Raw genomic sequence first — 26,598 nt, forward strand, 5'->3', positions numbered from 1 at the left:
ACCCCCACCCCCCCCCACCCCCCCCCCCCCCCCCCCCCCCACCCCCCCCCCCCCCCCCCCCCCCCCCCCCCCCCCCCCCCCCCCCCCCCTCCGTTATGCTCGGGGGTGCACCGACGCGGACCGTTAGCTCAATTGGCAGAGCAGTGGACTTTTAATCCATTGGTTGTGGGTTCGAGTCCCACACGGTCTACCGCTCAGGCCCAGGTCAGGAGGTTTCTGACCTGGGCCTGTGGTGTATCCCCGTATCCCCGTACGCCCGGCGCACGGCCGTCCAGTGCCGTCCAGGTCCGTGCCGGCCGGCTTCTGGGCCGTCGCCGTTCTCGTCCTCGTCCGGATGGAGTCTCACCGTGCCGCAGCCGCCACGTATTGGCGTCGTCGTCATCACGATGGGCAACCGCCCCAAGGAGCTCGACGCGCTGCTCGCGTCGGTGGCCGCCCAGGACGTTCCCCCGGACCGGATCGTGCTGGTCGGCAACGGCTCGCCGCTCCCCGCCCTGCCCCCGCTGCCCGGCCGGGTGACGGCCGTCGAGCTCGACGACAACCTCGGCTGCCCCGGCGGCCGCAACGTGGCGATCGAGCGGCTCCTGGAGTTCGGTGACGTCGACGTCGTCGTCGAGCTGGACGACGACGGGCTTCTCGTCGACCGTGACGTGTTGCGCGGGGTGCGGGACCTCTTCGCCGCCGATCCGCGCCTCGGCATCGTCGGCTTCCGCATCGCCGACGAGACGGGCGAGACCCAGCGCCGCCACATCCCCCGCCTGCGCGCCACCGACCCGATGCGCCGGGGCCTGGTCACCGCCTTCCTCGGCGGCGGTCACGCCTTCTCCGTGGAGATGCTGCGGCAGACCGGCACCTGGCCCGCCGAGTTCTTCTTCGGCCACGAGGAGACCGACCTCGCCTGGCGGGCCGTCGACGCCGGCTGGAAGATCCTCTACGAGCCCGCGCTGCTCCTGCGGCACCCCGCGACCTCGCCGGCCCGGCACGCCGTCTACTTCCGCAACACCGCCCGCAACCGCGTCTGGCTGGTCCGGCGCCGCCTCCCCCTGCCGCTGATCCCCGTACACCTGGGCATCTGGACCCTCCTCACCGTCGCCCGTACCCGCTCCCTGCCGGGGCTTCGCGCGTGGGCGGGCGGCTTCGCCGAGGGCGTGCGGGAGCCCTGTGGGGAGCGCAGGCCCATGCGCTGGCGCACGGTGTGGCGGCTCACGCGCCTCGGTCGGCCGCCCGTCCTGTGACGGCCCGCCCGGAGGGCACCGGCGACCTCTTCGGGGCCTGGAGACGTTCACGCACGGGGGCAAGGGGCAGGGTGGGGCGCAAGTGGTTCGACGCACCCCTTCGGATGGCGTAGAGTTGAGTTTAACGACGCGGGGTGGAGCAGCTCGGTAGCTCGCTGGGCTCATAACCCAGAGGTCGCAGGTTCAAATCCTGTCCCCGCTACTGAAGACTCAGGGCCGGGAAGCTGAAAAGCTTCCCGGCCCTGAGTGTTTTCCAGCTCTGAAGTGTTTCCGGTTCCGGCCGCCGGGGTTTCCGGTTCCGGCCGTCGGGCCGGCGCCCGTGGGGGCGCTTTCGTCACCCGGTCGGCCCACATCAGGTCGCACCCGCACCGCGCTGCGGGAAGCCTGGGTAGGTGCAGCGCGGTGATGGGCGCGGAGTCGGCGGGAGACGAGCGGTGGGGCAGCGAGGAGGGACCGACGGGTCCGGCCGTGGGAACCGCCGCGGGCGGCGCCCGGGCGGCAGCGCAGCCACCCTCCACGAGCGGACCTTCGTCCGGGCCCTGCCCTTCCTGCTGCTCATCGTCGGCATGGTGTACGACATCTCGACCCCGTCAGAGTTCACCGCGGCCCCCCTCTATACGGCGGCACCCCTGATCGCCGCCCCCTTCTACTCGCTGCTCAACACCGTCCTGACCGGCGCGGCCGCCTCCGCCGCGGTCGTCCTGCTGCACTACGGCAACCATGCCGCCGGCCACGTCGAGTCCGTCACCGAACTGCTCACCGTGGTGACCGTCGCCGTCTTCGCCGTCGTCATCAACCGCGTCGTGCGCCGAGGCAACGACCGGCTCGCCACCGCACGCTCCATCGCCGAGACCGCCCAGCGCGCCGTCCTGCCGGAGCCGGACGCCCGCATCGGCGGCCTCGACATCGCGGCGCGCTACGAGGCGGCGCAGGCCGACGCGTTCATCGGCGGCGATCTGTACGCCGTGCAGGACACCCCGCACGGGGTGCGGCTCATCGTCGGAGACGTGCGCGGCAAGGGCATGGGGGCGGTCGCGGCCGTCGCCGTCGTCATCGGCGCGTTCCGCGAGGCCGCCGAGCAGGAGGTCACCCTGGAGGCGGTGGCGCAGCGCCTGGAGCGGGCGCTCGCGCGGGAGGGCACCCGGCGGGACGGGCTCGACGCCTTCGAGGGGTTCACCACGGCCGTCCTCGCGGAGATCGGGCACGGCGACGGCCACGTACGCCTGATCAACCGGGGGCACCCGGAGCCGCTGCTGCTGCGCGGGGACGGGCGGCTGTGCGTGCTCTCGCCGACCGAGCCCGCGCTGCCGCTCGGCATGGGCTCGCTGGGGTCCTGGCCGGACCGGGCGGACGAGACGGAGTTCCCGCCGGGCGCGATGCTGCTCTTCTACACGGACGGCCTCTCGGAGGCGCGGAACGAGGCCGGGGAGTTCTACGACCCCGCGACCCGGCTCGGCGGGCGGGTCTTCCCGGGCCGCAGGGGCCCGCAGACGCTCCTTGCCACCCTCACGCAGGAGGTGCGGTGGCACACCGGGGGCGGCGCGACGGACGACCTGGCGCTGCTCGCGGTGCGGCGGCCCGCCGCGGACGACCCCGATGTCACGCCGGGTGACTGAACTGCACCCCTCTGCATAACAACTGACGTACTGTCAAGCGGATGGCAGGTTCCGGTTCGGCCACGCGGCCGGGCAACTCGCCCCGTTCGCGGCCCCCGTGTCCCCATACGTACGGTCGGATCATGCCCCGGGGGCGTTAACAATCAACAGGAACAGCTTGGAATACGGGCCCGCTGTCTATTAACGTTCGATAACGCAGCGCGGTCGTCCCAGCCGTCACTAGAGGCGGCTCCGTGCGCACACGCCTAATCCCGCAAGGGAGCCGGGGAACCACCAACTTGGGGTGAATCGGGCATCTGCGCATCCGTGCCAGGTGTTCGTAGGAGACCTTCCTGCTCCGAACCCGTCAGCTAACCCGGTAGGCGAGAAGGAAGGAAAGGAGTGCGCCCCAGTGGCGTCCAACCGGCCTGCCCCAGAAGCCGCGTACGTTCCGAATGACCCCGATTTCGGTGGGTACGACGAGCAGACCTGGGAGGAGTGGAATCCCACCGAGGAGTCCGTCCGTCCCGTCCGCGGCAGGCACCGTGTGCACAAGAAGGGCGGCGGCGGCCTCGCCCGCAGCTCCACCGTCCTGGGCGTCGGCGTCATCGCCGCCGTCGGCGCGGGCGGCATCGCCACCGCGCAGGACGGCAAGCCGCCGGTCTCCATATCGATGCCCGACCTGGGCGCCGTCACCGACTCGCTGCCGGAGGCCAAGTCCCTTCCCGGCGTCGGCTCGCTGATCTCCGACGACTCCGCCGACTCCGGCTCCGGCTCCGCGGCGAACGCCGCCACCGCCGCGGCCCCGCTCACCGCCGCCGGTGTCAGCTCCGCCGACGCCGAGCAGGGCACCACCGACGCGGGCGAGGCGCTGCGCGCCCGCATCATGCGGCAGGCCGAGAACCAGCAGAGCCAGGCCGACGACGCGGTACGGACCGCGGCCGAGGGCGCCGCCGTCAAGAAGGCCGCCGAGGAGGCCGCCGCCCAGCAGAAGGCGGCCGAGCAGAAGATCGAGGCCAAGGCCGCCGCGAAGAAGAAGAAGGAGGAGGAGGCCCGCAAGGCGAAGGCCGAGGCCGAGCGCCTGGCCAAGCTCGCCAAGAGCTTCGCGATCCCCACCTCCTCGTACACCCTGACCTCGCACTTCGGTGACTCCGGTTCCATGTGGTCCTCCGGGCAGCACACCGGCCTCGACTTCGCCGCGCCGACGGGTACGCCGCTCAAGGCCGTGCACACCGGCACCGTCAAGGAGGCCGGCTGGGCCGGGGCCTACGGCTACCGCACGGTCCTGGAGCTCGATGACGGCACCGAGGTCTGGTACTGCCACCAGTCCTCGATGAACGTCAGCGCCGGGCAGAAGGTCAGCACGGGCGACGTCATCGGCCGCGTCGGCGCGACCGGCAATGTGACGGGACCGCACCTCCACATGGAGGTCCACACCGCGGCCGGCGCCAACATCGACCCGCTCGCCTGGCTTCAGGGCAAGGGCCTCAACCCCTGACTCCGGTGGTCCTGGCGCCAACCCCCCGGCGCCAGGGCCGCCGGTCAGGAGCAGTGCCGCCGGTCAGGAGCAGTGCCGTCGGTCCGGAGCAGTGCCACGGACGCACGATGGTTCGTGGAATTCCGTTTCCGCCGCGGTCGTTGAGGAACGCATGACTTCTCTCCGTACGCTTGGCTCATCCGACCTCGAGGTCTTCCCGCTCGCCCTCGGCGGCAACGTCTTCGGCTGGACCGCCGACCGGACGGCGTCCTTCGCCGTCCTCGACGCCTACACCGCGGCGGGCGGCAACTTCATCGACACCGCCGACGCCTACTCGGCCTGGGTGGAGGGGAACCGGGGCGGCGAGTCGGAGACCCTGATCGGCGAATGGCTGGCGAGCCGCGGCAACCGCTCCGACGTCGTCATCGCCACCAAGGTCGGCGCGCACCCCGACCACAAGGGCCTCGCCGCGAACACCATCAAGGCCGCCGCCGAGGAGTCGCTGCGCCGCCTGGGCACCGACTACATCGACCTGTACTACACCCACTACGACGACCCCTCGGTCCCCGTCGAGGAGTTCATCGGCGCCCTCGACGAGCTGGTCAGGGCCGGCAAGGTCCGCGCGATCGCCGCCTCCAACATCACCCCCGAGCGGCTCCAGGAGTCCCTCGACCTCTCCGACCGCGAGGGCCTCGCGCGCTATACCGCGCTCCAGCCGCACTACAACCTGGTCTCCCGCGGCACCTACGAGGGCCCGCTCCAGGAGGTCGCCTCGCGCTCCGGCCTCGCGGCCGTCCCCTACTACGCGCTCGCGTCCGGCTTCCTGACCGGCAAGTACCGCCCCGGCGTCACGGTCGAGAGCGCCCGGAGCTCGCGGGTCGAGGAGTACGTGGGCACCGAGCGGGGCGACCGGGTGCTCGTCGCGCTCGACGAGATCGCGCGGACGCGGGGCGCCGAACCGGCGACCGTGGCGCTCGCCTGGCTGGCCGCCCAGCCCACCGTCGCCGCGCCGATCGCCTCCGCGCGCACGGTCGAACAGCTTCCCGCGCTGCTCGCGGTGGCGGACCTGGAACTGACGGCGGCCGAACTCTCGACGCTGAACACGGCCTCTGCCTGAGCCTGAGGGCCGCCGGAGCCAAGGTGCCCAGGTGCCTAGGTGCGATACGGGTTGTACGCCTGCGCCGCCGGGTACGCCTGCGGCTGCCCGTACGGGAGGGGTGCGTACGGCGGGTGGCCGTACGCCGCCGGGGCCTGGTAGCCGTACTGCGGGCGCCCGTACAGGGCGTACGGGCCGGGCAGCGGGACCGGGGCCGTCGCGCGGGCCGCGTAGGCCAGGGCGGGGCGGGCCGGTTCGCGGCGCTCCCAGAGCCGGTGCAGGAGCTCACGCTCGCGGGCGACGAAGTCGGCGCCCGCCCGGCCCTTGCGGCCCCGGTGGCGCAGGAACGCCAGGGACGTCGCGTACGTCTCGTACTCCGCGACCGTGCGGCCCGCGGCCTTGCCCCAGGTGTACGAGGCGTAGTCGCGGGCCAGCGCGCGGGCGCGCATCGAGCCCAGCGCGTACGGCTCGGGCGGGGTGAGCCAGCCCGCCGCCGCGTAGACGGGCAGCTCGGCGCGGATCATGCGCAGCTCGCGCTGCCGGGTCCAGATGGCCAGCCAGGTCAGCAGGCCGAAGCAGGGCAGCATGAACAGCGCGTACACGATGAAGAAGCCGTACTGCCCGAAGACCGCCGAGCCGTTCCACAGGGCGTGCACGCCCATCGCGAGCAGCAGCCCGGTGAGCGGGACCAGGACGCGGCGCACGCGCAGGCGCCGTGCGGAGAACGCGGCGACGCCGAAGCCGATGCCGGTCAGGACCGTGAACATCGGGTGCGCGAAGGGCGACATCACGACGCGTACGAAGAAGGTCGCCGCCGTCACGGAGGCCAGGCCGCTGTCGTGGCTGAGCTGGTCGGTGACGAAGGCGTTGCCCAGGTAGAGGATGTTCTCCGTGAACGCGAAGCCGGTCGCGGTCACACCGGCTATCACCACGCCGTCGACGACGCCGGTGAAGTCACGTCTGCGGAAGAGGAAGACCAGCAGCACCGCGGCGGCCTTCGCCGACTCCTCGACGACGGGGGCGATGACGGTCGCGCCGAGGGTGTCCGCGCTGGTGGGGTCGGCGGTGGCGGTGGCTATCCAGCGGATCGCGAAGCTGTTCGCGACGATCGCGATGAGCGCGGCGGCGCACGCTCCCCAGGAGAAGGAGAACAGCAGGTTCCGCCAGGGGCCCGGGGCGACCCGGTCCAGCCAGCGGAACGCGGCGACGAGCAGCGGCACGGGCACGGTCGCGAGGCCGAGCCCGACCAGGAAGCCCTCGGTGCCGGTCTGCTCCCTGACCAGGGCCAGGATCACCAGGCCCGAGAGGGCGAGCAGGACGACGAGTCCGGCCGCGCGTATCGCCCGCCGCTGCCACCAGCGGACGCGGCGGAGTTCCCCCGGGGCGGGCGCCTCGGCGGGTATCGGATACGCAGGACTGATGGCCACTCGTCGACCCTAACGAGCGATGGGGGTGGCCGCGACGGTGCGTCGGATCCGGTGGCGGGCGGTCAGGCCCCGGGGCGGGCGACCCGACGGAACAGCAGGTCGTTGACGACGTGGCCCTTCCGCAGGCCCTGACCCTCGAAGCGGGTGTGGGGGCGGAAGTCGGGGCGGGGGGCGTAGCCGCCGTCGGGCTGCGTGTTCTCGAAGTCGGGGTGGGCGGTGAGCACCTCCAGCATCTGCTCCGCGTACGGCTCCCAGTCGGTCGCGCAGTGCAGGATCGCGCCGGGCCTCAGGGCGGGCGCGGCCAGCGTCAGGAACTCCGGCTGGATCAGGCGCCGCTTGTGGTGGCGGGGCTTGGGCCAGGGGTCGGGGAAGTAGACGCGGAGTCCGTCGAGGGACTCGGGCGGCAGCATCTCGCGGAGCAGGATGATCGCGTCGCCGTTGGCCACGCGGACGTTGGTCAGGCCGTTGCGCTCGGCGAGGCCGAGGAGGTTGCCCTGGCCGGGGGTGTGCACGTCCACGGCGAGGATGCCGGTGTCCGGGTCGGCGGCGGCCATCTGCGCGGTGGCTTCGCCCATGCCGAACCCGATCTCCAGCACGACGGGCTTGTCGGACCGCTTCTCCCCGTCCCCGAACAGCTCACCGAGGTCCAGCGTGCGCAGCCCGTCGATGTCCAGCCCCCAGACGGGCCAGAGCCGCAGCAGGGCGTCGCCCTGTCCCGCGGTCACCCGGCTCCGCCGCGGCTGAAAGCTGCGGATACGCCGCTCGTGGTGGGAACCGGCGGGGTCGGGGGAGGGCCCGCCGGGGAAACGGGGGCTCACCTGGGGACGACCTCGGGCCGACCCCGGAGCGGCGGCCGCGGCGGAGACCTCGGTGGCTCCGGCGGGCTCGGGGGCGTCGGCGGCCTTGGCGGCGCCTGCGGCTTCGGTCGGCTCGGTCGCCTCGCGGGCTTCGCGGGTGCCGGGGGCTTCGGGGGTGTGGGGTGACTCAGACACAGTGCGCCAATTTTACGGGGATGCCGGACCCGGCGGTGCGGTCAGCTCCCCGAGGCCGACGCGGCCCGGAAGCCGAAGCGGATCGTGCCGCCCCCAACCCCGGCCGACCGGGCGCGACCCGCGCTCAGCGGTCGCGGGACCGTACCGCGCGCCGACCTCGCACTGCGGCGGTCGAAGCCGAGCAGTCGAAGCCGAGCGGCAGGCGCCCGGCGGTCGGTGCGCGAAGCCCGGCAGGGCACCCCGTACCCCTCAGACGTTCGCGTCCCGCAGCGCGGCCAGCGCCCTGTGGGCGACCTCGCGGCCGATCGGGAGGGACGCCGTGGCCGCGGGGGAGGGGGCGTTCAGGACGTGGACCGTGCGGGCGGCCTCACGTATGAGGAAGTCGTCGACCAGCGTGCCGTCACGCAGGACCGCCTGGGCGCGGACCCCGGCCGGGGCGGGCACCAGGTCATCGGTCCTGACGGCGGGCAGCAGCCTGCGGACCGCTTCGGTGAAGGCCGCCTTGGAGGCGGAGCGGCGCAGCTCACCCGCTCCGTACCGCCAGTGGCGGCGGGCTATCCGCCAGGAGCCCGGCCAGCCGAGGGTGCCCGCGAGCTCCCGGGGGCTGACGACCGACCAGTCATACCCCTCGCGGGCCAGCGCGGGCACCGCGTTCGGTCCGACGTGGACGCCGCCGTCGATGCCACGGGTGAGGTGGACGCCGAGGAAGGGGAAGGCCGGGTCGGGCACGGGATAGACGAGGCCGCGCACCAGCTCGGGACGGGCCAGTTCGAAGTACTCCCCGCGGAAGGGGACGATCCGCATGTCCGGGTCGTCGCCCGCGAGCCGCGCGACCTCGTCGCAGTGCAGCCCCGCGCAGTTCACCAGGACCTTGCCGCGCACCACGGCGCCGTCCGCCGTGCGCACGGCGACGCCGAGGTCGGGGCGGCGGTCCACGTGCACGACGTCCCCGCCCGCCCCGTAGCGAATCTCGGCGCCCGAGGTCTTCGCCAGGTGCTCCGCCACCGCGCCGTAGTCGCAGACGCCGGTCGTGCCCACGTGGATGGCTGCGAGTCCGCGGACCTCCGGCTCATACTCCGTGATCTGGGCGGGGCCGAGCTCACGCACCGGGATGCCGTTCTCCCTGCCGCGCTGGACCAGGGCGTGCAGGCGGGGCAGCTCGGAGCGCTCCGTGGCGACGATCAGCTTGCCGGTGACGTCGTGCGGAATGCCGTACTCCGCGCAGAACTTGATCATCTCGGCGGCGCCGTGGACGGCGTATCTCGCCTTGAGCGAGCCGGGGCGGTAGTAGATGCCGCTGTGGATGACGCCGCTGTTGCGGCCCGTCTGGTGGCGGGCCGGGCCCTGCTCCTTCTCCAGGACCGTGACGCTTGTGCCGGGGGCGGAGCGCGTGAGGGCATACGCCGTCGCCAGGCCGACGATTCCGCCGCCGATCACCAGTACGTCGCAGTCGTACGCGAGCTTCTTCACCGCGTCTCACCTCCCACCACAGATACTGCCCTGCGCCACTGACATCGCCCCCAAACCTGCGGGGCCGTAATCCTCCACCACAGCTCGACTCCGCTTAACCCTGGGCGGGGCCAGTGTTCACCCTGGGGCGGGGCGGGCCGCTGTGCCGTCGCCGCGCGACGGTGCCGGTGCCTTGAGAACAGGTGGGTGGGAGAGTGCGTACCCCCGCTCAAGGCGCCCCGCCAGGCTACGCCGGGGCCACCAGCAGGGGGCGGGCCCGTTCGCGGAGTTCGACCACCCGTGGCTCGTCCCCGTACGGCTCAAGGCGGTGCAGGAGGTCCTTCACGTACTCCGTCGTCCGCGCGGAGGAGATGCGTCCGGCCACCTCCAAGGCGCGCGTCCCCTGCTCGCACGCCGCGTCGAGGTTGCCGGACTCCAGTTCGGCGACGGCCGAGACGACGAGGCGCAGGCCGTGGGAGCGCACGAACTCCTCCGTGGGACGGGACAGCGCCTGCTCGGTGAAGCGGCGGACCTGCCGGGGTGCCTTCAGGTCGCGGTAGCACTCGGCGGCGTCCGCGGCGAAACGGTCGTAGGAGTAGAAACCGAGCCAGGACGGGTCGTTGTCACCGTCGCGGGCCCGCTCGAGCCAGCCCTCGGCGGCCCGCAGCGCCGCCCCCGCGGCCTGCGCGTCATGGGCACGCGCGTGTGCTCGCGCCTCGACGAGGCGGAAGAAGCTCATGGTGCGGGCCGTGGCGAGCCCGCGGTTGCGCTCCAGGGCGGCCTGCGCGAGGTCGACTCCCTCGTCGCCGAAGCCGCGGTAGGTCGCCTGGAGGGACATGGAGGCCAGTACGTACCCCCCGAGGGGGACGTCGGCCGCGGCTCGGGCGAGCCGCAGCGCCTGGATGTAGTAGCGCTGGGCGGCCTCCTGCTGGCCCGTGTCGAAGGCCATCCACCCGGCGAGGCGGGTCAGCTCGGCCGAGGCTCCGAAGAGGGCGCGCCCGACCTCGTCGGAGTAGGAGCCGAGGAGCAGGGGCGCGGCCTCGACGCGCAGGCACTCCGGCACCATGGAGGAGCGCCAGTCGCCGCCGCCGTACTTGGAGTCCCAGCGCCGGGCGTCCTCCGCGGCCTCCCGGAGCTTCAGGACATCGCTGTGGCCGACCTTCATCGGCGCGCCGCTGTCGTCGGCCTGTGCCGTGTCGCGCGGCACGTCATCCGAGGCGTCGCGGGCGACGGAGCTGTCGGCCGGGGTTATCAGCCAGCGCGAGGCGGGCGTCGCGTACGCGCTCACGGCGAAGGAGCCGGCCAGGGACTGCCAGATGCCGCCGGTGCCCGCGCGTCGTCCCGCCAGGTCCAGGCGGTACAGCTCGGTCGCCGACTTGACCGCCGCGCCCACGTCGCGGGGGAAGGCGAGGCCCACCTCCGGCGCGGGGTCGGCGTCCGCGAGGCCGATCTCGTGCAGCGGCACGGGGCGGCCGAGCTTCTGTCCGATGGCCGCCGCGATCAGGTGCGGGGCGGCGCCCTGCGGCACCATGCCCTTGGACACCCAGCGTGCCACCGATGTCTTGTCGTAACGGAGCGTCAACCCGCGTTGAGCCCCCAAGTCGTTGACCCGGCGGGCGAGTCCCGCATTGCTGATTCCCGCGAGGGCGAGAACGGTGCCGAGCTTTTCGTTCGGCCCGCGTTGCTCCCTGGACATGGCCACCCCTCGACACAGACGGCTGCCGGGCGATGGCTGGACCGCACGGCATTCGTGCTGCGTTCCCCGGGGGCACGGCACCCGTGGCCGCGACCGCCGTGTGTCGGACATCAGGCACCGTGGCCTGAGCTCCGGGCGTCGTGGCCGGATCGACGGCCGCAAGAGCGTTTGGCCGATCCTCCAGGTATATGCCTCCGCGAAAACATCAGCACACACAGCGTAGTTCGCCGCATCCCAAGCGTTAAGAGGCCCAGTTCCGGATGGCGGGATTGTTGTCCGTGCGGGGGTGCGCGGCCGCTGTGGCCGTGCTCCTGGTGTGTGGCCGTGCGCCTGTGCGTGCGCTCTTCTCCGGCCATGGCGGGAGCGCTTCGATTGGCGATGCGTGGGTCGGCCCGCTGCGCTGGAGTCAGCGGGCTGGGGGACACCGCCGCCTCCATCCCCGCGGGCGGCGGACCGGTCCGGGAGGCGAACACCGCCTCCCGGGCTGTGTGTTGTCCGCGGGCGGTTCCCCGCTGGGCTCATCCCTGGCCGATTTGGCCGAAAAACACTCCCAGGACGGAACGGGCATTTCGCCCGAGCGTAGCCGCGCGCGTCATGCGCCGACGCTACCCGCAAGCCGGTGCGCCGGGTGCCCACAAGAAGAGGAGCGAAGTTCAGCGGTTCAACTACCGCCTTCCTGGAGTGCATTAACCGCCGCACAAGCGGCCACGCGGGCCCTCTCGTGCGCCCCCTTCGTGGCAGCATGGGACTCCAGTTCTTCGGTGCACTGGTCGGCCGTGCCTGTCGGCGCGTCGCCGACGGCCCCGTCCACAGCCTGTGGAGGCAGCGATGCGGTGGTTGGTGGGGTGGAGCAGTACCGCCGCGAGGCCCTCGGTCGTGGGATCGGCCGGAGCCACCGGCGACGACGGCGAGGCCGTGCGCCCCGTGGGCTCCCAACTCCTGTGGGGCGACCCGGATCCGCTCTGGGCGGTCGGCGACTGGCGGGCCGACGAAGTACGGACGGTGACGGCCGACGAGCAGACCCGCATCGCCGTGCTCGGCACGTGCGGGGCCTCCGACGACGAGCTGCGGGCCGGACTGCTCTCCGCGCGCGGGGGCGCCCTGCGCCATCTGACCGCCTGGTCCGGCAGTTACACGGCGGTCGTCCAGGTCGGCCGCCGCCTCATGGTCGCCGGAGACCTCGCGGGCGCGCGCCCCGTCTTCCACACCCCCTGGGCCGGCGGCACCGCGTACGCCACCGCCGCGCTCCCCCTGGCCGACCTCGTCGAGGCCCACCTGGACATCGGCCACCTCGCGGCACTGCTCGCCGCCCCCGACGTCCCGGAGGCGCTGCACGACTCGACCCCCTACCAGGGCGTGCGGCGCGTGCCCCCGGGGCATGCGCTCATCCTGCGCGCGGGCGCACGGGAGATCGCCGGGTACGACCCGGTGGCCTCGCTCGCCGTCGCCGCCCCCGCGGCCGACGCGGACCGTGCCGTCGAGGGGGTGCGCGACGCCCTGGTCGAGGCGGTGCGCGCCCGCCTCACCGCGCCGCGCCACGTACCGGGCACGGACATCGACCCCGGCCCGGTGCCCGGCATGGGCCCCGCCGAGCGGCGCGCCGCCCGCGGCATGCCGGTGCCCGGCATCGGAGCGGACCTCTCCGGAGGCCCCGCTTCGGGCACCCTCGCCCTCCTGGCCGCCGGTCTGCCCGGCATGCCCGGCACCGTCCTCGGACACGGCACAGGCGCCGGTGAGCGGCTCCTGGCCGTCACGTTCAACGACCTCGCCGTCAACGGCAGGGAGGCCGAGCTTGAGCGGGCCGGCGCCATCGCGGCCAACCCGCGGCTGCACCATGTGGTCGTCGCCGCCGGTGAGGAGACGCTGCCCTACGCCGATCTGGAAGGGCCCCTGACGGACGAGCCGGGCGCCACCCTGGTGACCGCCCAGCGGCACCGCGCGCGGCTCGCGTCGGGCAGCGCCGACCACTTCACGGGTTACGGCGCGCGGCAGGTCCTCGACGCCCACCCGGCCCGCCTCGCCGACCTCCTGATGGACCGCAAGCGCCGCCACCTGGTCCGCCCGGTGGCCGCCCTGGCGAAGGCCGAGGGCTCGGTGATGGTCCCCGCGCGCGTGTACGGCGCGGCCCGCAAGCTGGCCCGTACGCCGCACCGCGCGGGCGTCGTCTCGCTGGCCGAGCGGCTCCTGCACCGGCGCTTCGACGAACCGGGCGGAGCCGTGGGCGCCTCGCTCGCCGCACTCGCGTGGGCCAGACCCGGCCCGGCCGCGCGCTGGCTGACCGGCGAGGCCCTCGCTGAAGTATCGGTTCGTCTGAACGACACGACCCTGCGCGCGGGCGGGCCGGGCCAGCGCCCCGGCGAGTTCCGCGCGCGGGCCGCCCTCGCCCGGCACGCCGCGGAGTTCCGCATCCTCGAACAGGCCGCCGAGGTCCGCTTCCAGCGGCTGCACGCCCCCTTCCTGGACAACCAGGTGGTACGCGCGTGCCGGGCGCTTCCCGAGGCGCTGCGCGTCCAGCCGGGGGCGCGGGCGGCGATCCTGCGCACGGTCCTGGAGGGCGCGGGCGTCGCCGAGCTGCCGCCGGGCTGGGGAGCCCCGTCCCACGCCCCGAACGCGGCGGCCGCCCGTACCGGCCTGCGCACCGCCGTGGACGACCTGATCGCCCTCTTCGACACCCCGCTGCTCGCCCAGGCGGGCCTGGTCGAGGCCCGTGTCGTCCGCAAGGCCCTGCGCGAGGCCGCCGAGGGGGCACCGCTGCCGCTGGACGGCCTGGCCGAGCTGGTCTCCACCGAACTCTGGCTGCGCAGGCTCCTGTCGCGAAGAGGGACGTGCTGGACGGGAACTCCGGCACGGCAGCGGGCCGTTCCCACGGGGAGTGTCGTTCCGCAGCGAGGTGCGCTGGGGGCCGGGCGGTAGCCGCCGGGGGCCTCTGGGTGCCTCTGGGGTGACCCGGCGCCCCGGTCGTGCGCCGCCGCGCCGGGAAACCCCCGCGCCGAGTCGCGGCCGTGCGGGGAGAATGACCCGGTGCGGTACCGAATCCTGGGCGCCACCGAGGCGTACGACGACCGAGGCGCCCCCCTGGCCGTGGGGGGCCGGCGGCTGCGCGCCCTGCTCGCCGCCCTCGCGCTGCACGCCGGCCGCGCGGTCACCGTGAGCGCCCTCGTCGACGAGGTCTGGGCGGACGATCCGCCGGCCGACGCCCCCGCGGCACTTCAGGCCCTCGTCGGCCGCCTGCGCCGCGCCATCGGCAGGGACGCCATCGTCTCGGGCCCGGGTGGCTACCGCCTCGCGGTCGCCCCCGACGAGGTCGACCTGCACCGCTTCGAGCGGCTCGCGCGCGAGGGCAGGGCCGCCCTGGACCGCGCCGACCCGGAGTCGGCCGCCCGCATCCTGAGCGACGCGCTCGCCCTCTGGCGCGGCCCGGCCCTCGCCGACCTGCCCGACCGCAGCGCCGCGGCGCGCCCCGACGCGCGGCGCACCGAAACCGTCCGCGCGCGCATCGAGGCGGAACTCCTGCTCGGCAGGGCCTCCGACGTCATACCGGAGCTCCGGCAACTCACCGCTGACCGGCCCTACGACGAGCAGCTGCACGCCCTGCTGATCCGCGCCCTGCGCGCCGCGGGCCGCGGCGCCGACGCCCTCGCCACCTACGAGAACACCCGCCGCGCACTGGCCGAAGGCCTCGGAGCAGATCCGGGACCGGAGCTACGAGCACTGCACGAGGAGCTGCTCCAAGAGGACGACGAACGGCCTCGACGGCCCGGCGGAACCACGCGGACGCACTTTCCGGGGTCGGATGCGCCGGCCGGGCGTGCTGGGCGTGCTGGGCGTGCTGGGACCGGTGGGCCGGCTGCGACTGCTGGGACTGGCGGGACCACTGGGCCGGTTTCGACCACTGCGCCGGCCGGGCCTGCCGGACGGGCGCTGTCTGCCGAGGCCGGGGGGCTCACCGGACCAGCTAGACCCACCGGACCAGCTGGACCCACCGGACCCGCTGGTCCGACCGGACCATCCAGCCCCACTGGACCCGCTGGGCCTACTGACCCCGCACGGCCCCGCGACCCGGCTGGAGCCCCTGACCCGGCTGGAGCCCCTTACCCGGCCAGCCCTCCCGCCCCGGCTGCCCCCGCCAGACCAGCGCGGCACCCTGAGGCCGCTGCCCCCGCCGGACCCGCGATGCCTGCCGAGCGCCCTGCCGACCCCGGTGGGCCCACCGGTTCCGCGAGGCCCGACCGGTTCGCTCGGCCTGGGCGGAAGGGGAACATCCGTAACCGTTTGACCTCTTTCGTCGGGCGGGAACCCGAGCTCCGGGCCATCCGTTCGGACATACACAGAGCCCGCCTCGTCACCCTCACCGGCCCCGGCGGCTCCGGCAAGACCCGCCTCGCCGAGGAAGCCGCCGCCGGGCATCCGCAGGCATGGCTGGCCGAGCTCGCCCCGCTCGACCGGCCCGAGGCGGTGCCAGGCGCTGTCGTCAGCGCGCTCGGTCTGCGCGAGACCGTGCTGATGACCAGCGAGCTGACCGCCCCGCAGGACGACCCCGTCGCCCTGCTCGTCGAGTACTGCGCATCGCGCGCACTGCTCCTGATCCTTGACAACTGCGAACACGTGATCGGCGCCGCCGCCGAGCTGGCCGAGACCCTCCTCACGCACTGCCCCGGCCTCACCGTCCTGGCCACCAGCCGGGAGCCGCTGGGCGTGCCCGGCGAGTCCGTGCGCCCGGTCGAGCCGCTCCCGCCCGACCCCGCGCACCGCCTCTTCGCCGAGCGGGCCACGGCGGTGCGGCCCGGCTTCGACGCGCAGGAGTCGGCCGCGGCCGTCGCGGAGATCTGCCGCCGGCTCGACGGACTGCCCCTCGCCATCGAGCTGGCGGCGGCCCGCCTGCGGTTGCTCACCCCGCAGCAGATCGCCGACCGCCTCGACGACCGCTTCCGCCTCCTGACCAGCGGTGCCCGCACGGTCCTGCCCCGCCAGCAGACCCTGCGGGCGGTCGTCGACTGGTCCTGGGAACTGCTCGGCGAGGCCGAGCGGACCGTGCTGCGCGAGGTGTCCGTCTTCGCGGGGAGCTGGGACCTGCCCGCCGCCGAGGCGGTCTGCACAGGACCGGCCACCGACCTGATCGGCGCGCTCGTCGACAAGTCCCTGATCGTGACCGTCCCCTGCGGTGACGAGAAGGACGGCGGCATGCGCTACCGCCTCCTGGAGACCATCCATGAGTACGCCGGTGAGCGCGCCGCCGAGACCCCCGACCTGCTCGCGGCAGCGGCACGGCGCCACAGCGCGTACTTCCGCGCGCTCGTCGAGCGGGCCGAGCCTCTGCTCCGCTCCGCCGAGCAACTGCCGTGGATCGACCGCCTGGAGACCGACCTCGACAACATCCGCGCGGCCATCCACCACTCCGTCCAGGCCCGCGACCTCCCGACGGCCATCGCGCTCGTCCTGAACACGGGCTGGTTCTGGTGGCTGCGCAACTTCCGCAGGGAGGGCCTCGCATGGATGGAGCGCGTCCTGTCCCTGGCCCCGCACCCGCCGTCGGCCGGCGCCGCGGCCCTGCCGGACGAGGACGACCCGCTCTACTGGCCGTGGATGAAGCTCCGGCTGCTCCACCTCTTCCTCTTCGCCGAGTCCAGGACAGCGGACGCGGCCCTGGAGGACCACGCCTGGATCACGTACGTCGAGGGGGTGCGGGACGCCTTCAAGCAGTCGGGCCCCGAGGCCGCCACGTTCCCCGGTCTGGTCTGGGCGTTCACGGCCCACTTCACCGGCGGCACGCTGGAGGACACGCGCCCAGCCGTCGACGCGACGGTCGAGAACTGCCGCCGGTACGGAGGGGACTGGGAGCTCTGCGTCATCCTGATGTTCCGCGTGCACATGGCCATCGACATGAGCGGCAACTTCTCGGGCGTCGACGAGGACCTGGCCGAGCTGGCGACGCTCAGCGCCCGGGTGGGCGACCGGTGGATGCACGCTCAGGTGAGCAGCGCCGTCGGCGAGGCCTCGATGGCCCGCAGCGACCACGCGTCGGCCCGTGCGGCGTACGAGGACGCACTGCGCCTGGCCCACGAGGTCGGGGCGTATGCGGAGACGTCCTTCCTCCTGGCCCGGCTCGGCGAGATCGCCTACCGCGAGGGCGACAGGGCCGGGGCTCTCAAGACCCTCGACGAGGCGACGAGCGAGGCCGAGCGGCACGGCGTGACGGAGGCACGGGCGTTCGTACGACTGCTGCGCGCGCTGATGGCGGTGGACGACGGCGACGCGGCCACGGCTCGCGCGCTGTGCGGGGAGGTCCGCGAGGAGATGCGGTACGGGGGACCGCCGGCGCAGTTCAAGGCGGCCCTGGGCGGTGTGGAGTCACGGGCCCTGGCCCTCGAATCGGGTCCCGCGGCCGGCCTGCCCCAACTGGCGGAGGCGCTGCGTGAGGCCGTGGAGGGCCAGTGCTCCGAGATGATCGTCGCCTCGCTGGTGGACTGGGGCGCCGCCCTCACGGGTGAACTGGGCGACCACGCGCGCGCGGCCCGGCTGCTCGCGGTCGGCACTCGCCTGAGGGGCGGACGCCCGCGACCGCGCCCCGACTCGACCGCGGCCCAGAGCGTCGTGTCCGCCGCCACGGCCGCACTCGGCACCGAGGAGTACGAGGCGGCGAGCGCCGCGGGCAGCACCCTCACGACCGACGACGTGTACGAGGAGCTGTGGGAGGCGGCGCGCCCGGCCGCGGACTGAGCCGTCCGGTCAGGTGCAGCTCAGCCGTGACTGCGCCCAGTCGGCGAGGGCCACCGTGTCGAAGGACGTGTGGGGTTCGACGACGAGCCGGATCGTCCTGCGTCCGGTGATGTCCACGTGCGCGGGCGCCGCCGGGTCACCGCCCTTCATCAGCGGCGACCGCCACAGGCGCGCCCCGTCCGCGTACACGGAGAAGCGGAGTCGGCCGATCCCGAGCGTCATGTCGTCGACACCGACCACCGCGTCGTACGTCGAGCACGTGCGGTTCAGGTCGATCGTCACGGAGGACTCGCCGTGCACGGTCACGCCGTGCGCGTACCGCCTGCCGGCCACCGAGAGGCCCTGGCGCTGCCATACCCAACTGCTCTCGGCGAGCCGCATCTCGGGCTCGGTGCCGTCGCCGGCGATGCCGTACCGCAGCTCGCTCCACTGGTAGACCACCGGAGCGGACGGGGGCGGCGGCGTCGGCTTCGGAGTCGGCTTCGGCTTGGGGGGTACGGGCGTAGGTTCGGGTTTCTCGGCGGGCGGGGGCGGCTTCGGCTCGGGCGTCTCCTTCACCGGCGGCTTCGGCTCGGGCGCCGGAGCAGGCGGCGAGGGCGGGCGGGACGGCTTCGGAGCGGCCGACGGCGGGGCGGGCTCCGGTTCCCGGGACGGTGGCTTCTGCGGCACGATCGACTCGGAGAGCGCGGGACCTTCGGCCTTGGGCGGCGGGTCGTCCTTCGGCCTGTCGCCGCCACCGGTGAGGGCGATCGCCGCGACCACCCCGGCCGCCACCACGATGCCCGCCGCGATGCCGGCCTTCGCCGGGACGCCGAGCCCCTCGGCGGCGGCGGCCCCGCCCGCGGCCGATCCGCCGGAGGAGCCGCCCACGGCGGCGCTCGCCGCACCGGCCCCCGCACCGGCCGTGGCACCGCCGCCGACGAGCGCGGCCACCTTCGCGTACCCGGCGGCGCCGAACCAGCCGATGACCGCGATCGGCACGACCCCGGGGATGCCACCGGCGATCTCCTTGATCTGGCCCGCGGCCAGGCGGCACTCGACGCACTCCTCCAGATGCTTGCGAAGGCCCCGCTCGGCGCGGACGCGCAGGCCACCGCGGGCGTAGGCGCCGAGCCGGTCGGCGTGGCGGGCGCACTCCTCGGTCCTGGTGAGCGTGGCGCTGACGTGCGCCTGTAAATAGGCCTGTTTCAGTCCCTCGCGGGCGCGGCTCGCGAGCACGCGCGTGCCGTTCGCGTCCAGGCCGAAGAGCGTGGCGACGTCGCTCGGCGACTCGTCCTCGACCTCCGTGTGCCAGAGCACGGCCTGCCAGCGCTCGGGCAGGCTCAGGAAGGCCCGCATCGCCATGGACCGCTCGGCCTCGTGCATCGCGCGGACGTCGGCGCCAAGGTCCAGGGTGTTGTCGTCGGAGATCTCCTGGCTCCGCGCGGCCTGCGCCGCGAAGACCGCGAAGTCCTCGACGAGCTGCTCCCGCCCGGCCGACTTCGTCCACCCCGAGGCGACCCGCCTGACGGTGGTCAGCAGATAGGCGCGCACGGCGTGCTCGGGCCCGCTGCCGCCGCGCACCGCCTGGAGCATGCGGGCGAAGACCTCCGCGGTGAGGTCGTCGGCGGTGTGCGCGTCACGACAGCAGGTGTGCGCATAGCGCCGGACCGCCTCGGCGTGCCTGCGGTACAGCTCCTCGTACGCGGAGTCGTCGCCCGCCCGCATCCGCGCGATCAGGTCGGCGTCGGCCGGGGAAGCCTCCCCGGTGGCGGACGAGCGGGTGTCCGCGCCGCCCGAACGCTGTATGGGCACGCCGGAGCCGGGTGGTTTTCCCACCGGTCGTCCGGGTGGTCCGGCGGAGGCGGCTTGGCCGCCGGGCCCGCCCTGGGACGGCACCTGCCGTGGCGGCGGGCCGTCGGAATCCGCACCACCGCTCGCCGGGGATGTCTCCTCGGCGGAGCCGGCGGACGGCTCGTCCCGACCGTCGTCACTCATCGCGGAACGCCCCCGCCCGCACACTCAGTCCCGGCCATCGGGAAAGGGTGGCACACGGCCGCGCTCACATCAGTGGCGTCAACAGGCAACCACTCGTCCGGGGTGAATTACCGCAGTCGAGCACTACCGTTCACTCATTCGGGGAAGGCTCAACGCTTGATGTCTCTCTCGCAGCTGAGCCCTCCACCGAACCGAGTGCGCCGCGGCCGGCCGTCACGCAGGCCGCGACCGGAGCCCTTCGAGCAGGATGTCGAGCAGCCGCGACGAGGCGGCGGCCTGCTGGGCGGCGTCCGGCAGCGAGGGCGCCGCGGTCGCTATCACCAGCAGGACGTCCGAGACGGTGACGTCCGGACGCAGCTCACCCGCCTCACGGGCCCGCTCGACGAGACGGCCGACGACGTCGAGGAGCGTCGCCGCCCCGGAGTCGTCGCCCACGCCCAGGGAGGTGGACTCCTCCGCGGGCGGCTGGCGCTGTTCCACGAGACGCAGCTCGGGCGAGCCCGGGGACGCCTGCCGCTGCTGCGGCACCCGTGCCCCGTCCTCGGGAGCGCCGTCCTCGACGCTCACCCGCAGCACCTGGGGCGGCAGCAGCCGCCCCGCCCCCGACGCCACGGAGGTCCGCAGGAAGCGCGAGAGCGCCGACCACGGTTCGTCCTCCTGCCCGAGCGCCGCACGCGCCTGGTCGGTCAGCCGGGAGGTCTCCTCCTCGGCTATGCGCCTGACCAGCACGTCCTTGCTCGGGAAGCGGCGGTAGACGGTGCCGACACCGACCCGCGCGCGGCGTGCCACGTCTTCCATCGGCGCGCCGTAACCCAGCTCGCCGAAGACCTCGCGTGCCGCACGAAGTACATGTTCGAGATTGCGCTGTGCGTCGACACGCAGCGGTGTCGTGCGCGCTCCTTCCCCCATGTCGCGTCCGATTCCGCCCGGGCCGACGGCTGAAGCCGACGCGGCAGCGGAAGTCCAGTGAGTCTCCTGAATGTGCATACACGTTCCCCCGGTAATGACGTCTCCCCCCGGAGACACTCCCCGCCATTGATGACCGGCGTGTGAGGAGTGAACCCTTCCGCGGGCCCGGAACTCGGCCCGACGAGCGCATCCCCCGACACCCCGACGTCACACGAACATAGTTGAGCCAGGGTCAATTCAGAAGGGGTGGGTTCCGCACGGACCGCCCCCCGATCGGAGTACGCACCGTTTCAGGCCTTATTGCACCCCACGTCCCTTCCCCCTCCACCCCGGATGACCTGCGTGTCTTCCGCCCGCTTCGGCAGGCCCCCGAACACCCGTCGCGCGCCGCCTCCGGTCACACAATTCGTCGGGCCTGTGGACAAACACCGGAGCCGGGTGCGTCATGGGATGGTGAAGGCTGAGATCTCCCGGGGGACGACCCCCGGCACTCCGGACTGTGTGCGCGTTCTCGTCGTCGGCGGTGGGTACGTCGGCATGTACACCGCACTCCGACTCCAGCGGAAGCTGAAGGCGGAGCTCAAGCGGGGTGAGGTCGAGATCGTGGTGATCACGCCTGATCCGTACATGACCTATCAGCCGTTCCTGCCCGAGGCGGCGGCCGGCTCCATCTCGCCCAGACACGTCGTCGTACCGCTGCGCCGTGTCCTCGACAAGTGCCGCATCGTCATCGGCGAGGTCGAGTCCGTGAACCACGGCAAGCGCACCGCGACCTTCACCACGCTCGCCACCGAGGAGGAAGGCACGGGCCCCGTCGACATCACGTACGACGAACTGGTCATGGCGCCGGGCTCCATCGCGCGGACCCTGCCGATCCCCGGGCTCGCCGAGTACGCCATCGGCTTCAAGACCGTCGAAGAGGCCATCGGACTGCGCAACCACGTCATCGAGCAGATGGACATCGCCTCCTCCACCCGCGACCCCGCCATCCGCGACGCGGCCCTGACCTTCGTGTTCGTGGGCGGCGGCTACGCCGGTGTCGAAGCGCTCGGCGAGCTGGAGGACATGGCGCGCTACGCCTCGCGGTACTACCACAACATCAAGCCCTCGGACATGAAGTGGATCCTCGTCGAGGCCATGGGGCGCATCCTGCCCGAGGTCGGCGAGGAGATGGGCAAGTACACCGTCGGCGAGCTGCGTCGGCGCAATATCGACGTACGCCTGGAGACACGTCTTGACTCGTGCGCGGACCGTGTCGCCGTCCTGAGCGACGGCTCCAGCTTCACCGCCCGCACCGTCGTGTGGACCGCCGGCGTCAAGCCGCATCCCGTGCTCGCCGCCTCCGACCTGCCGCTCAACGAACGCGGCCGGCTGAAGTGCACCCCGGAGCTGACCGTCGACGGCACCACGCACGCGTGGGGCGCGGGAGACGCGGCCGCCGTCCCCGACGTCACCGCCGAGGAGACCGGCAAGGAGTGCGCGCCCAACGCCCAGCACGCGGTACGCCAGGCCAAGGTCCTCGGCGACAACATCGTCGCGTCCCTGCGGAAGCAGCCGATCCAGCGGTACACGCACGCGTACGTCGGCTCGGTGGCCTCCCTGGGACTGCACAAAGGCGTCGCGCACGTCTACGGACGCAAGCTGAAGGGCTACCCTGCCTGGTTCATGCACCGCGTCTACCACCTGAGCAGAGTGCCGACCATCAACCGCAAGGCCCGTGTGCTCGCCGAATGGACCCTCTCCGGGCTGTTCAAGCGCGAGATCGTCTCCCTCGGGTCGCTCGAACACCCTCGCGCCGAGTTCGAACTCGCGGCCGGTCGCAAGCCCCCGAAGGAGTCCTCCTGACCGGAGTCAGGAACTCCCCGCAGCGGCCCGGCGTCTGACGGATACCGGCCGCGCCCGGCGGATGTCGGACCGGGCGGTCACACTGTCCGTGTGACCATGGTCCGGCCGCGAGGCCGGCCCTGGGACACCCGCCCTCGACACGCTGTGTTTTCGATCCCGAAGCCGATCCAGAAGCGACACCACGAGGCCTACCGCAGTGAACTTCACGCGCTGGAGCGCCCGGCTCCCCGGAACGCAGCGCCGCGCGGCGGCGCGGACCAAGCAGACCGTCCCCGCGGCACCGCGCGGGGACGGCTCCGTCCCCGCCGCCCGCGCCGAGCGGCTCTCCGACGGAGCCCGCACCACCACCCCGGCCGACGGCGTCGACGCCCTGCCGGTCCGCGACGTGCTCGACCGCGTCCCGGCCCTCGTCGCCCTCGTGCACGGCGCCGAGCACCGCGTCGCGTACGTCAACGACGCCTACACGGCCGCCTTCGGGCCCCGCCCCCTCGGCGAGCCCGCGCGCGAGGCACTGCCCGAACTGGCCGAGCTGGGGCTCTTCCCCCTGCTCGACCAGGTCCTGCGCAGCGCGAAGCCACGGACCGTCAAGTCCCGCAAGGCGGCGAGCGGCCGTTCGTACACGTTCACGTGCACCCCGGTGGCACTGCCCCTCGGCGGCTCCGCCGAGGGGCCGCGGGAGGGCGGCGGCGTTCTGGTCTTCGCCGCCGACGTCACCGACCACGCCGAGGCCGCCGAGCGCCTGCGCGCCAGCGAGCGCGCCCAGCGCGAGACGGCCGTCACCCTCCAGAAGTCACTCCTGCCCCAGGAGCTTGAGCAGCCCGACGACCTGCGCATCGCCGCCACGTACCAGCCGGGCGGCACCGAGGCCGCGGTCGGCGGCGACTGGTACGACGTGATCACCCTCGGCGGCGGACGCACCGCCCTGGTCATCGGCGACGTCATGGGCCGCGGGGTGCGCGCGGCGGCCGTCATGGGCCAGCTCCGCACCGCCGTGCGCGCCTACGCCCGCCTCGACCTGCCCCCGCACGAGGTCCTCCAGCTCCTGGACGGACTCGCCTCCGAGATCGACGCCATGCAGATCGCCACGTGCGTCTACGCCGTGCACGATCCGAACGAAGGAAGCCTCTCCTACGCGTCCGCCGGGCACCTCCCCATCCTCGTACGCGACGAGAACGGCCTGATCCACCGCGCCGAGGAGCCCACAGGGCCCCCGCTCGGCACCGGCGGCTGGCAGCACACATCGGCATCCGTGCCGCTCGGCCCGGGCTCGACCGCTGTCCTCTACACCGACGGCCTGGTGGAGCGGCGCAGCGAGGACATCGACGAAGGCGTGGCGTCCCTGGAGCGCGCCCTGGCCGGCGCCACCGGCACGCCCCAGGTGGTGTGCGACCGGCTGATCCGCGCCCTCGGGGTGACCGCGGACCACGACGACGACGTGGCCGTCCTCGTCCTTCAGCACCCCGCCCGCACCGGCTCCGACGCCGAGCTCTTCCGCAACGCCACCCTGGAGCTCCTCGGCGGGATCGAAGCGGCACCACGCGCGCGTGCCTTCGCCACGGGTGTCCTCGCGAGCTGGCGCTTCGCCCCGGACCTGCACGACCTGGGAGTCCTCGCCGCCAGCGAACTGGTGGCCAACTCCCTCCAGCACGGCACGCCGCCGATGCGCCTGCGGCTGCGCCGCACCGACCGCCGACTGATCATCGAGGTGACCGACGGCGACGAGCACCTGCCGCGCCGCCGCCGGGCCGAACCCGCCGACGAGGCGGGACGCGGCATCGCCATCGTCGCCACGATCGCGTCGAACTGGGGCTCGCGCCGCACACCGGACGGCGGCAAGGCCGTCTGGTGCGAGTTCGCGCTGCCGAAGTAGCGCGCGGCTAAGCGTTGGCCGTCGCCGCCGGCTCGGTGGCCGCAGGACCGCCCTGCGCCACCACCGCGCTCTTGGCGAGCGAGGGCTGGTTCTGCACCGCGGTGAGCTGCCGCCCCAGGCGCACCGCGAGCACCGTGATGCCCAGCGAGAACAGCACGAACGTCACGATGTACGGGACGTGCAGCGCGGCACCCATCGGGCCGCCCACGGCCGGGCCGACCGCGAGGGCGAGCTGCTTCACCAGGGCGAACGCCGAGTTGTACTGCCCGACCATGCCGCCCGGCGCCAGATCGGCGACCAGCGGCGCGACGGTCGGCGACAGCATCGCCTCACCGAGCCCGAACAGCGCGTACGTCGAGATGAACGCGGCGGTGGCCATCGCCTGGCTGCCGTGGCCGACCCCCGCGTACCCCGCGAGGAGCCAGGCGAAGGCCCAGATCAGACCCACGGCGGCGATCACCCGGGACCGCTTGCGCCGCTCGACGAACTTCAGGACGGCGAACTGCGCGACGACGATCACCGCCGTGTTGGCGGCGAGCGCGATGCCCAGCGTCGAGGCCGAGATGCCCGCGGCCTCCACGCCGTACGCCGAGAGGCCCGACTCGAACTGCCCGTAGCAGGCGAAGAAGATCACGAAACCGAGCACACAGAGCTGCACCATGGCCTTGTGCTTCAGGAGCGCGCGCATGCCGCCCCGCGGTGCGGACGCGTCCTTGGGCATGGCGTCCTCGAAGGACGGCGCGTGCGGAAGGCGCACGGTCAGCGCGATCGCCGCCAGCACCAGGAACATCACGGACTCGATGGAGAACAGCAGCATGAAGCTGCCCGGACGGCTCTCGTCGACGATCTGGCCGCCGATGAGACCACCGATGCCGAGGCCCAGGTTCTGGAGGAAGAACTGCGTCGCGAAGGAGCGCGTACGCGTGGCGGGCGTCGACGACCAGACGATCATCGTCGCCAGCGCCGGCTGCATGACCGCCGTGCCCGCGCCGAGCAGCGCCGCGGCGAGGATGGCCGTCGGCTCACTGTTCGCGAGGCCCAGCGCGACCGCGCCCACGGAGGCCACGGCCGCCGCGCCCACGAGCACCGGAAGGGGGCCGCGACGATCGATGACGCGGCCTGTGACGGGCAGGACGATCAGAGCGGCCATGGCGAAAGCGGCGAGCACGATGCCCGCCGTACTGGCCCCAAGATCTCGCACCTGCGCCACGTAGACGTAGAGGAACGGGACCGTGAAACCGATGCCGAACGCGCTCAGCGCGCTGCCTGCCTGGATTCGACGCATCGCTGCGCCCATCGCCCTGGTCACTTTCACCTGCCTTAGGAGTGAGGGGTGAAGCCTTAGAAGTGAAGACTTCGAAGCTAAAGTACAGAGCTAAACTGTACACACCGAAGGACTTCGATGCCAAGCGAGGCCGTGCCATACTCGGCCCATGGGTGACACCCCCGGCCCGAGTGAGCCGACACTTGAAGAACAGATCGCCGCGTACCAGCGGGAGTTCCAGGACCTCGACCCCCAGGTGGAGGAGATCGTCTCGGCCCTCGGCCGACTGAACCGCCGCATGAACGTCGCCTACGGCCGCCAGACCGCGACCCTCGGGATAAGCAACGCCGAGTGGGAGGTCCTCAAGGCGCTGGTCCTCTCCGGCGCCCCGTACCAAATGGGCCCCGGCGAGCTGGCCAAGCGGCTCGGCCTCACGCCCGCCGCCATGACCCACCGCATCGACCGCATGGTGGGGGAGGGCCTGGTCACCAGGGACCGCGACGAGAGCAACCGCGTGCGCGTCATCGTGGAGCTCACCGCGGAGGGCCGCGAGAAGTGGCTGGAGGCGATGCGCCTCGCCACCGTCTTCGAGGAGGACCTCCTCCAGGACCTCTCCCAGGAGGAGCGTGGCGCCCTGGGCGAGGTGCTCACCCGGCTCCTGCGCCGTGTGGAGGACGCCCAGCCGGACGCCGGCGGCCGCCTCAACGACCTGGACTGAGCGCGCACCTGACGGCCTGACCGGCGGTCGCCCGACGGAGGTTGACAGCCACCTGCCCGATCCGTAAAGTTCTTCGGGTTGCCACGGAGCCGTAACGGTTCTGCGACAGCGAATCCCCGCCGCGGGTAGCGGCACAAAAACTCTGCACGACCTCCCAACGGATCGCATTCGGCATGCCCGAATTCAATTCCAAGGCTCGATTATGAGCCGCCGGGAAAACCCGCTAGAGTTTGAGACGTCGGAACGGCCCAACAGCCGGGAAGACAAGCCCCACTGACTGGGAATCAGGCCCGAAAGGATCTGATAGAGTCGGAACCGCCGGAAAGGGAAA

The 26,598-nt window shown here is 73.1% G+C and carries 16 protein-coding genes, 2 tRNA genes and 1 riboswitch; of the genes, 11 read left to right on the forward strand and 7 right to left on the reverse strand.

Features of this window, described 5'->3' with window-relative positions:
* Positions 1-117: 117 nt before the first annotated feature.
* From ACZ6JY_RS06895 to ACZ6JY_RS06920, 6 genes are all read left to right on the forward strand, one after another.
* Positions 118-190: transfer RNA gene (locus ACZ6JY_RS06895), tRNA-Lys, on the forward strand.
* A 157-nt stretch (positions 191-347) separates the two neighbouring features.
* On the forward strand, positions 348-1,235 hold the full coding sequence (locus tag ACZ6JY_RS06900; protein WP_469192948.1) for a glycosyltransferase family 2 protein: 888 nt from the start codon (positions 348-350) through the stop codon (positions 1,233-1,235).
* A 128-nt stretch (positions 1,236-1,363) separates the two neighbouring features.
* Positions 1,364-1,437, forward strand: a tRNA-Met gene (locus tag ACZ6JY_RS06905).
* Positions 1,438-1,669: 232 nt separating this feature from the next.
* Positions 1,670-2,851: a PP2C family protein-serine/threonine phosphatase gene (locus tag ACZ6JY_RS06910; RefSeq protein ID WP_469192950.1), complete on the forward strand. Its 1,182-nt coding sequence runs from the start codon at positions 1,670-1,672 to the stop codon at positions 2,849-2,851.
* Between the two features lie 232 nt (positions 2,852-3,083).
* Positions 3,084-3,231, forward strand: a riboswitch (cyclic di-AMP (ydaO/yuaA leader).
* 11 nt (positions 3,232-3,242) lie between these two features.
* The gene (locus tag ACZ6JY_RS06915) at positions 3,243-4,328 is read left to right on the forward strand and encodes a M23 family metallopeptidase (protein ID WP_469192952.1); all 1,086 of its coding nucleotides are present in this window, start codon (positions 3,243-3,245) and stop codon (positions 4,326-4,328) included.
* 151 nt (positions 4,329-4,479) lie between these two features.
* Entirely contained in the window at positions 4,480-5,424 is a 945-nt protein-coding gene (locus ACZ6JY_RS06920; RefSeq protein ID WP_469192954.1) for an aldo/keto reductase, read from the forward strand.
* A 35-nt stretch (positions 5,425-5,459) separates the two neighbouring features.
* On the opposite strand, the gene ACZ6JY_RS06925 is transcribed toward ACZ6JY_RS06920, so the two are convergent.
* The 4 genes from ACZ6JY_RS06925 to ACZ6JY_RS06940 form a co-directional block, all read right to left on the reverse strand.
* Complete coding sequence (locus ACZ6JY_RS06925; protein WP_469192956.1) at positions 5,460-6,830, reverse strand: PrsW family glutamic-type intramembrane protease; 1,371 nt, start codon at positions 6,828-6,830, stop codon at positions 5,460-5,462.
* Between the two features lie 62 nt (positions 6,831-6,892).
* Positions 6,893-7,822, reverse strand: coding sequence for a tRNA (guanosine(46)-N7)-methyltransferase TrmB (gene trmB / locus ACZ6JY_RS06930; protein ID WP_469192958.1), 930 nt, complete (start codon positions 7,820-7,822; stop codon positions 6,893-6,895).
* Between the two features lie 249 nt (positions 7,823-8,071).
* Entirely contained in the window at positions 8,072-9,292 is a 1,221-nt protein-coding gene (gene lhgO / locus ACZ6JY_RS06935) for an L-2-hydroxyglutarate oxidase (RefSeq protein WP_469192960.1), read from the reverse strand.
* 226 nt (positions 9,293-9,518) lie between these two features.
* Positions 9,519-10,967 (reverse strand): MFS transporter, encoded by a 1,449-nt coding sequence (locus ACZ6JY_RS06940; protein WP_469192962.1) that lies wholly within the window; start codon positions 10,965-10,967, stop codon positions 9,519-9,521.
* Positions 10,968-11,795: 828 nt separating this feature from the next.
* On the opposite strand from ACZ6JY_RS06940, the gene ACZ6JY_RS06945 reads away from it, so the two are divergent.
* Together ACZ6JY_RS06945 and ACZ6JY_RS06950 are read left to right on the forward strand one after the other, a co-directional pair.
* On the forward strand, positions 11,796-13,880 hold the full coding sequence (locus ACZ6JY_RS06945) for an asparagine synthase-related protein (protein WP_469192964.1): 2,085 nt from the start codon (positions 11,796-11,798) through the stop codon (positions 13,878-13,880).
* 108 nt (positions 13,881-13,988) lie between these two features.
* Complete coding sequence (locus ACZ6JY_RS06950) at positions 13,989-17,684, forward strand: AfsR/SARP family transcriptional regulator (RefSeq protein WP_469192966.1); 3,696 nt, start codon at positions 13,989-13,991, stop codon at positions 17,682-17,684.
* A 9-nt stretch (positions 17,685-17,693) separates the two neighbouring features.
* Here ACZ6JY_RS06950 and ACZ6JY_RS06955 read toward each other — a convergent pair whose 3' ends face one another.
* Both ACZ6JY_RS06955 and ACZ6JY_RS06960 read right to left on the reverse strand, forming a co-directional pair.
* Complete coding sequence (locus ACZ6JY_RS06955; protein ID WP_469192968.1) at positions 17,694-19,661, reverse strand: sigma-70 family RNA polymerase sigma factor; 1,968 nt, start codon at positions 19,659-19,661, stop codon at positions 17,694-17,696.
* Positions 19,662-19,874: 213 nt separating this feature from the next.
* The gene (locus ACZ6JY_RS06960) at positions 19,875-20,648 is read right to left on the reverse strand and encodes a TetR/AcrR family transcriptional regulator (protein WP_469192970.1); all 774 of its coding nucleotides are present in this window, start codon (positions 20,646-20,648) and stop codon (positions 19,875-19,877) included.
* A 372-nt stretch (positions 20,649-21,020) separates the two neighbouring features.
* Between ACZ6JY_RS06960 and ACZ6JY_RS06965 the strand changes: the two genes are divergently transcribed.
* Entirely contained in the window at positions 21,021-22,415 is a 1,395-nt protein-coding gene (locus ACZ6JY_RS06965; RefSeq protein WP_469192972.1) for an NAD(P)/FAD-dependent oxidoreductase, read from the forward strand.
* A gap of 196 nt (positions 22,416-22,611) precedes the next feature.
* The gene (locus ACZ6JY_RS06970; RefSeq protein WP_469192974.1) at positions 22,612-24,285 is read left to right on the forward strand and encodes an ATP-binding SpoIIE family protein phosphatase; all 1,674 of its coding nucleotides are present in this window, start codon (positions 22,612-22,614) and stop codon (positions 24,283-24,285) included.
* A gap of 7 nt (positions 24,286-24,292) precedes the next feature.
* On the opposite strand, the gene ACZ6JY_RS06975 is transcribed toward ACZ6JY_RS06970, so the two are convergent.
* Entirely contained in the window at positions 24,293-25,594 is a 1,302-nt protein-coding gene (locus ACZ6JY_RS06975) for an MFS transporter (RefSeq protein WP_469192976.1), read from the reverse strand.
* 124 nt (positions 25,595-25,718) lie between these two features.
* Here ACZ6JY_RS06975 and ACZ6JY_RS06980 point away from each other — a divergent pair, with 124 nt between their 5' ends.
* Positions 25,719-26,267 (forward strand): MarR family winged helix-turn-helix transcriptional regulator, encoded by a 549-nt coding sequence (locus tag ACZ6JY_RS06980; protein ID WP_447038774.1) that lies wholly within the window; start codon positions 25,719-25,721, stop codon positions 26,265-26,267.
* Positions 26,268-26,598: the final 331 nt, after the last annotated feature.

This window comes from Streptomyces sp. NPDC046335, from assembly GCF_055587985.1.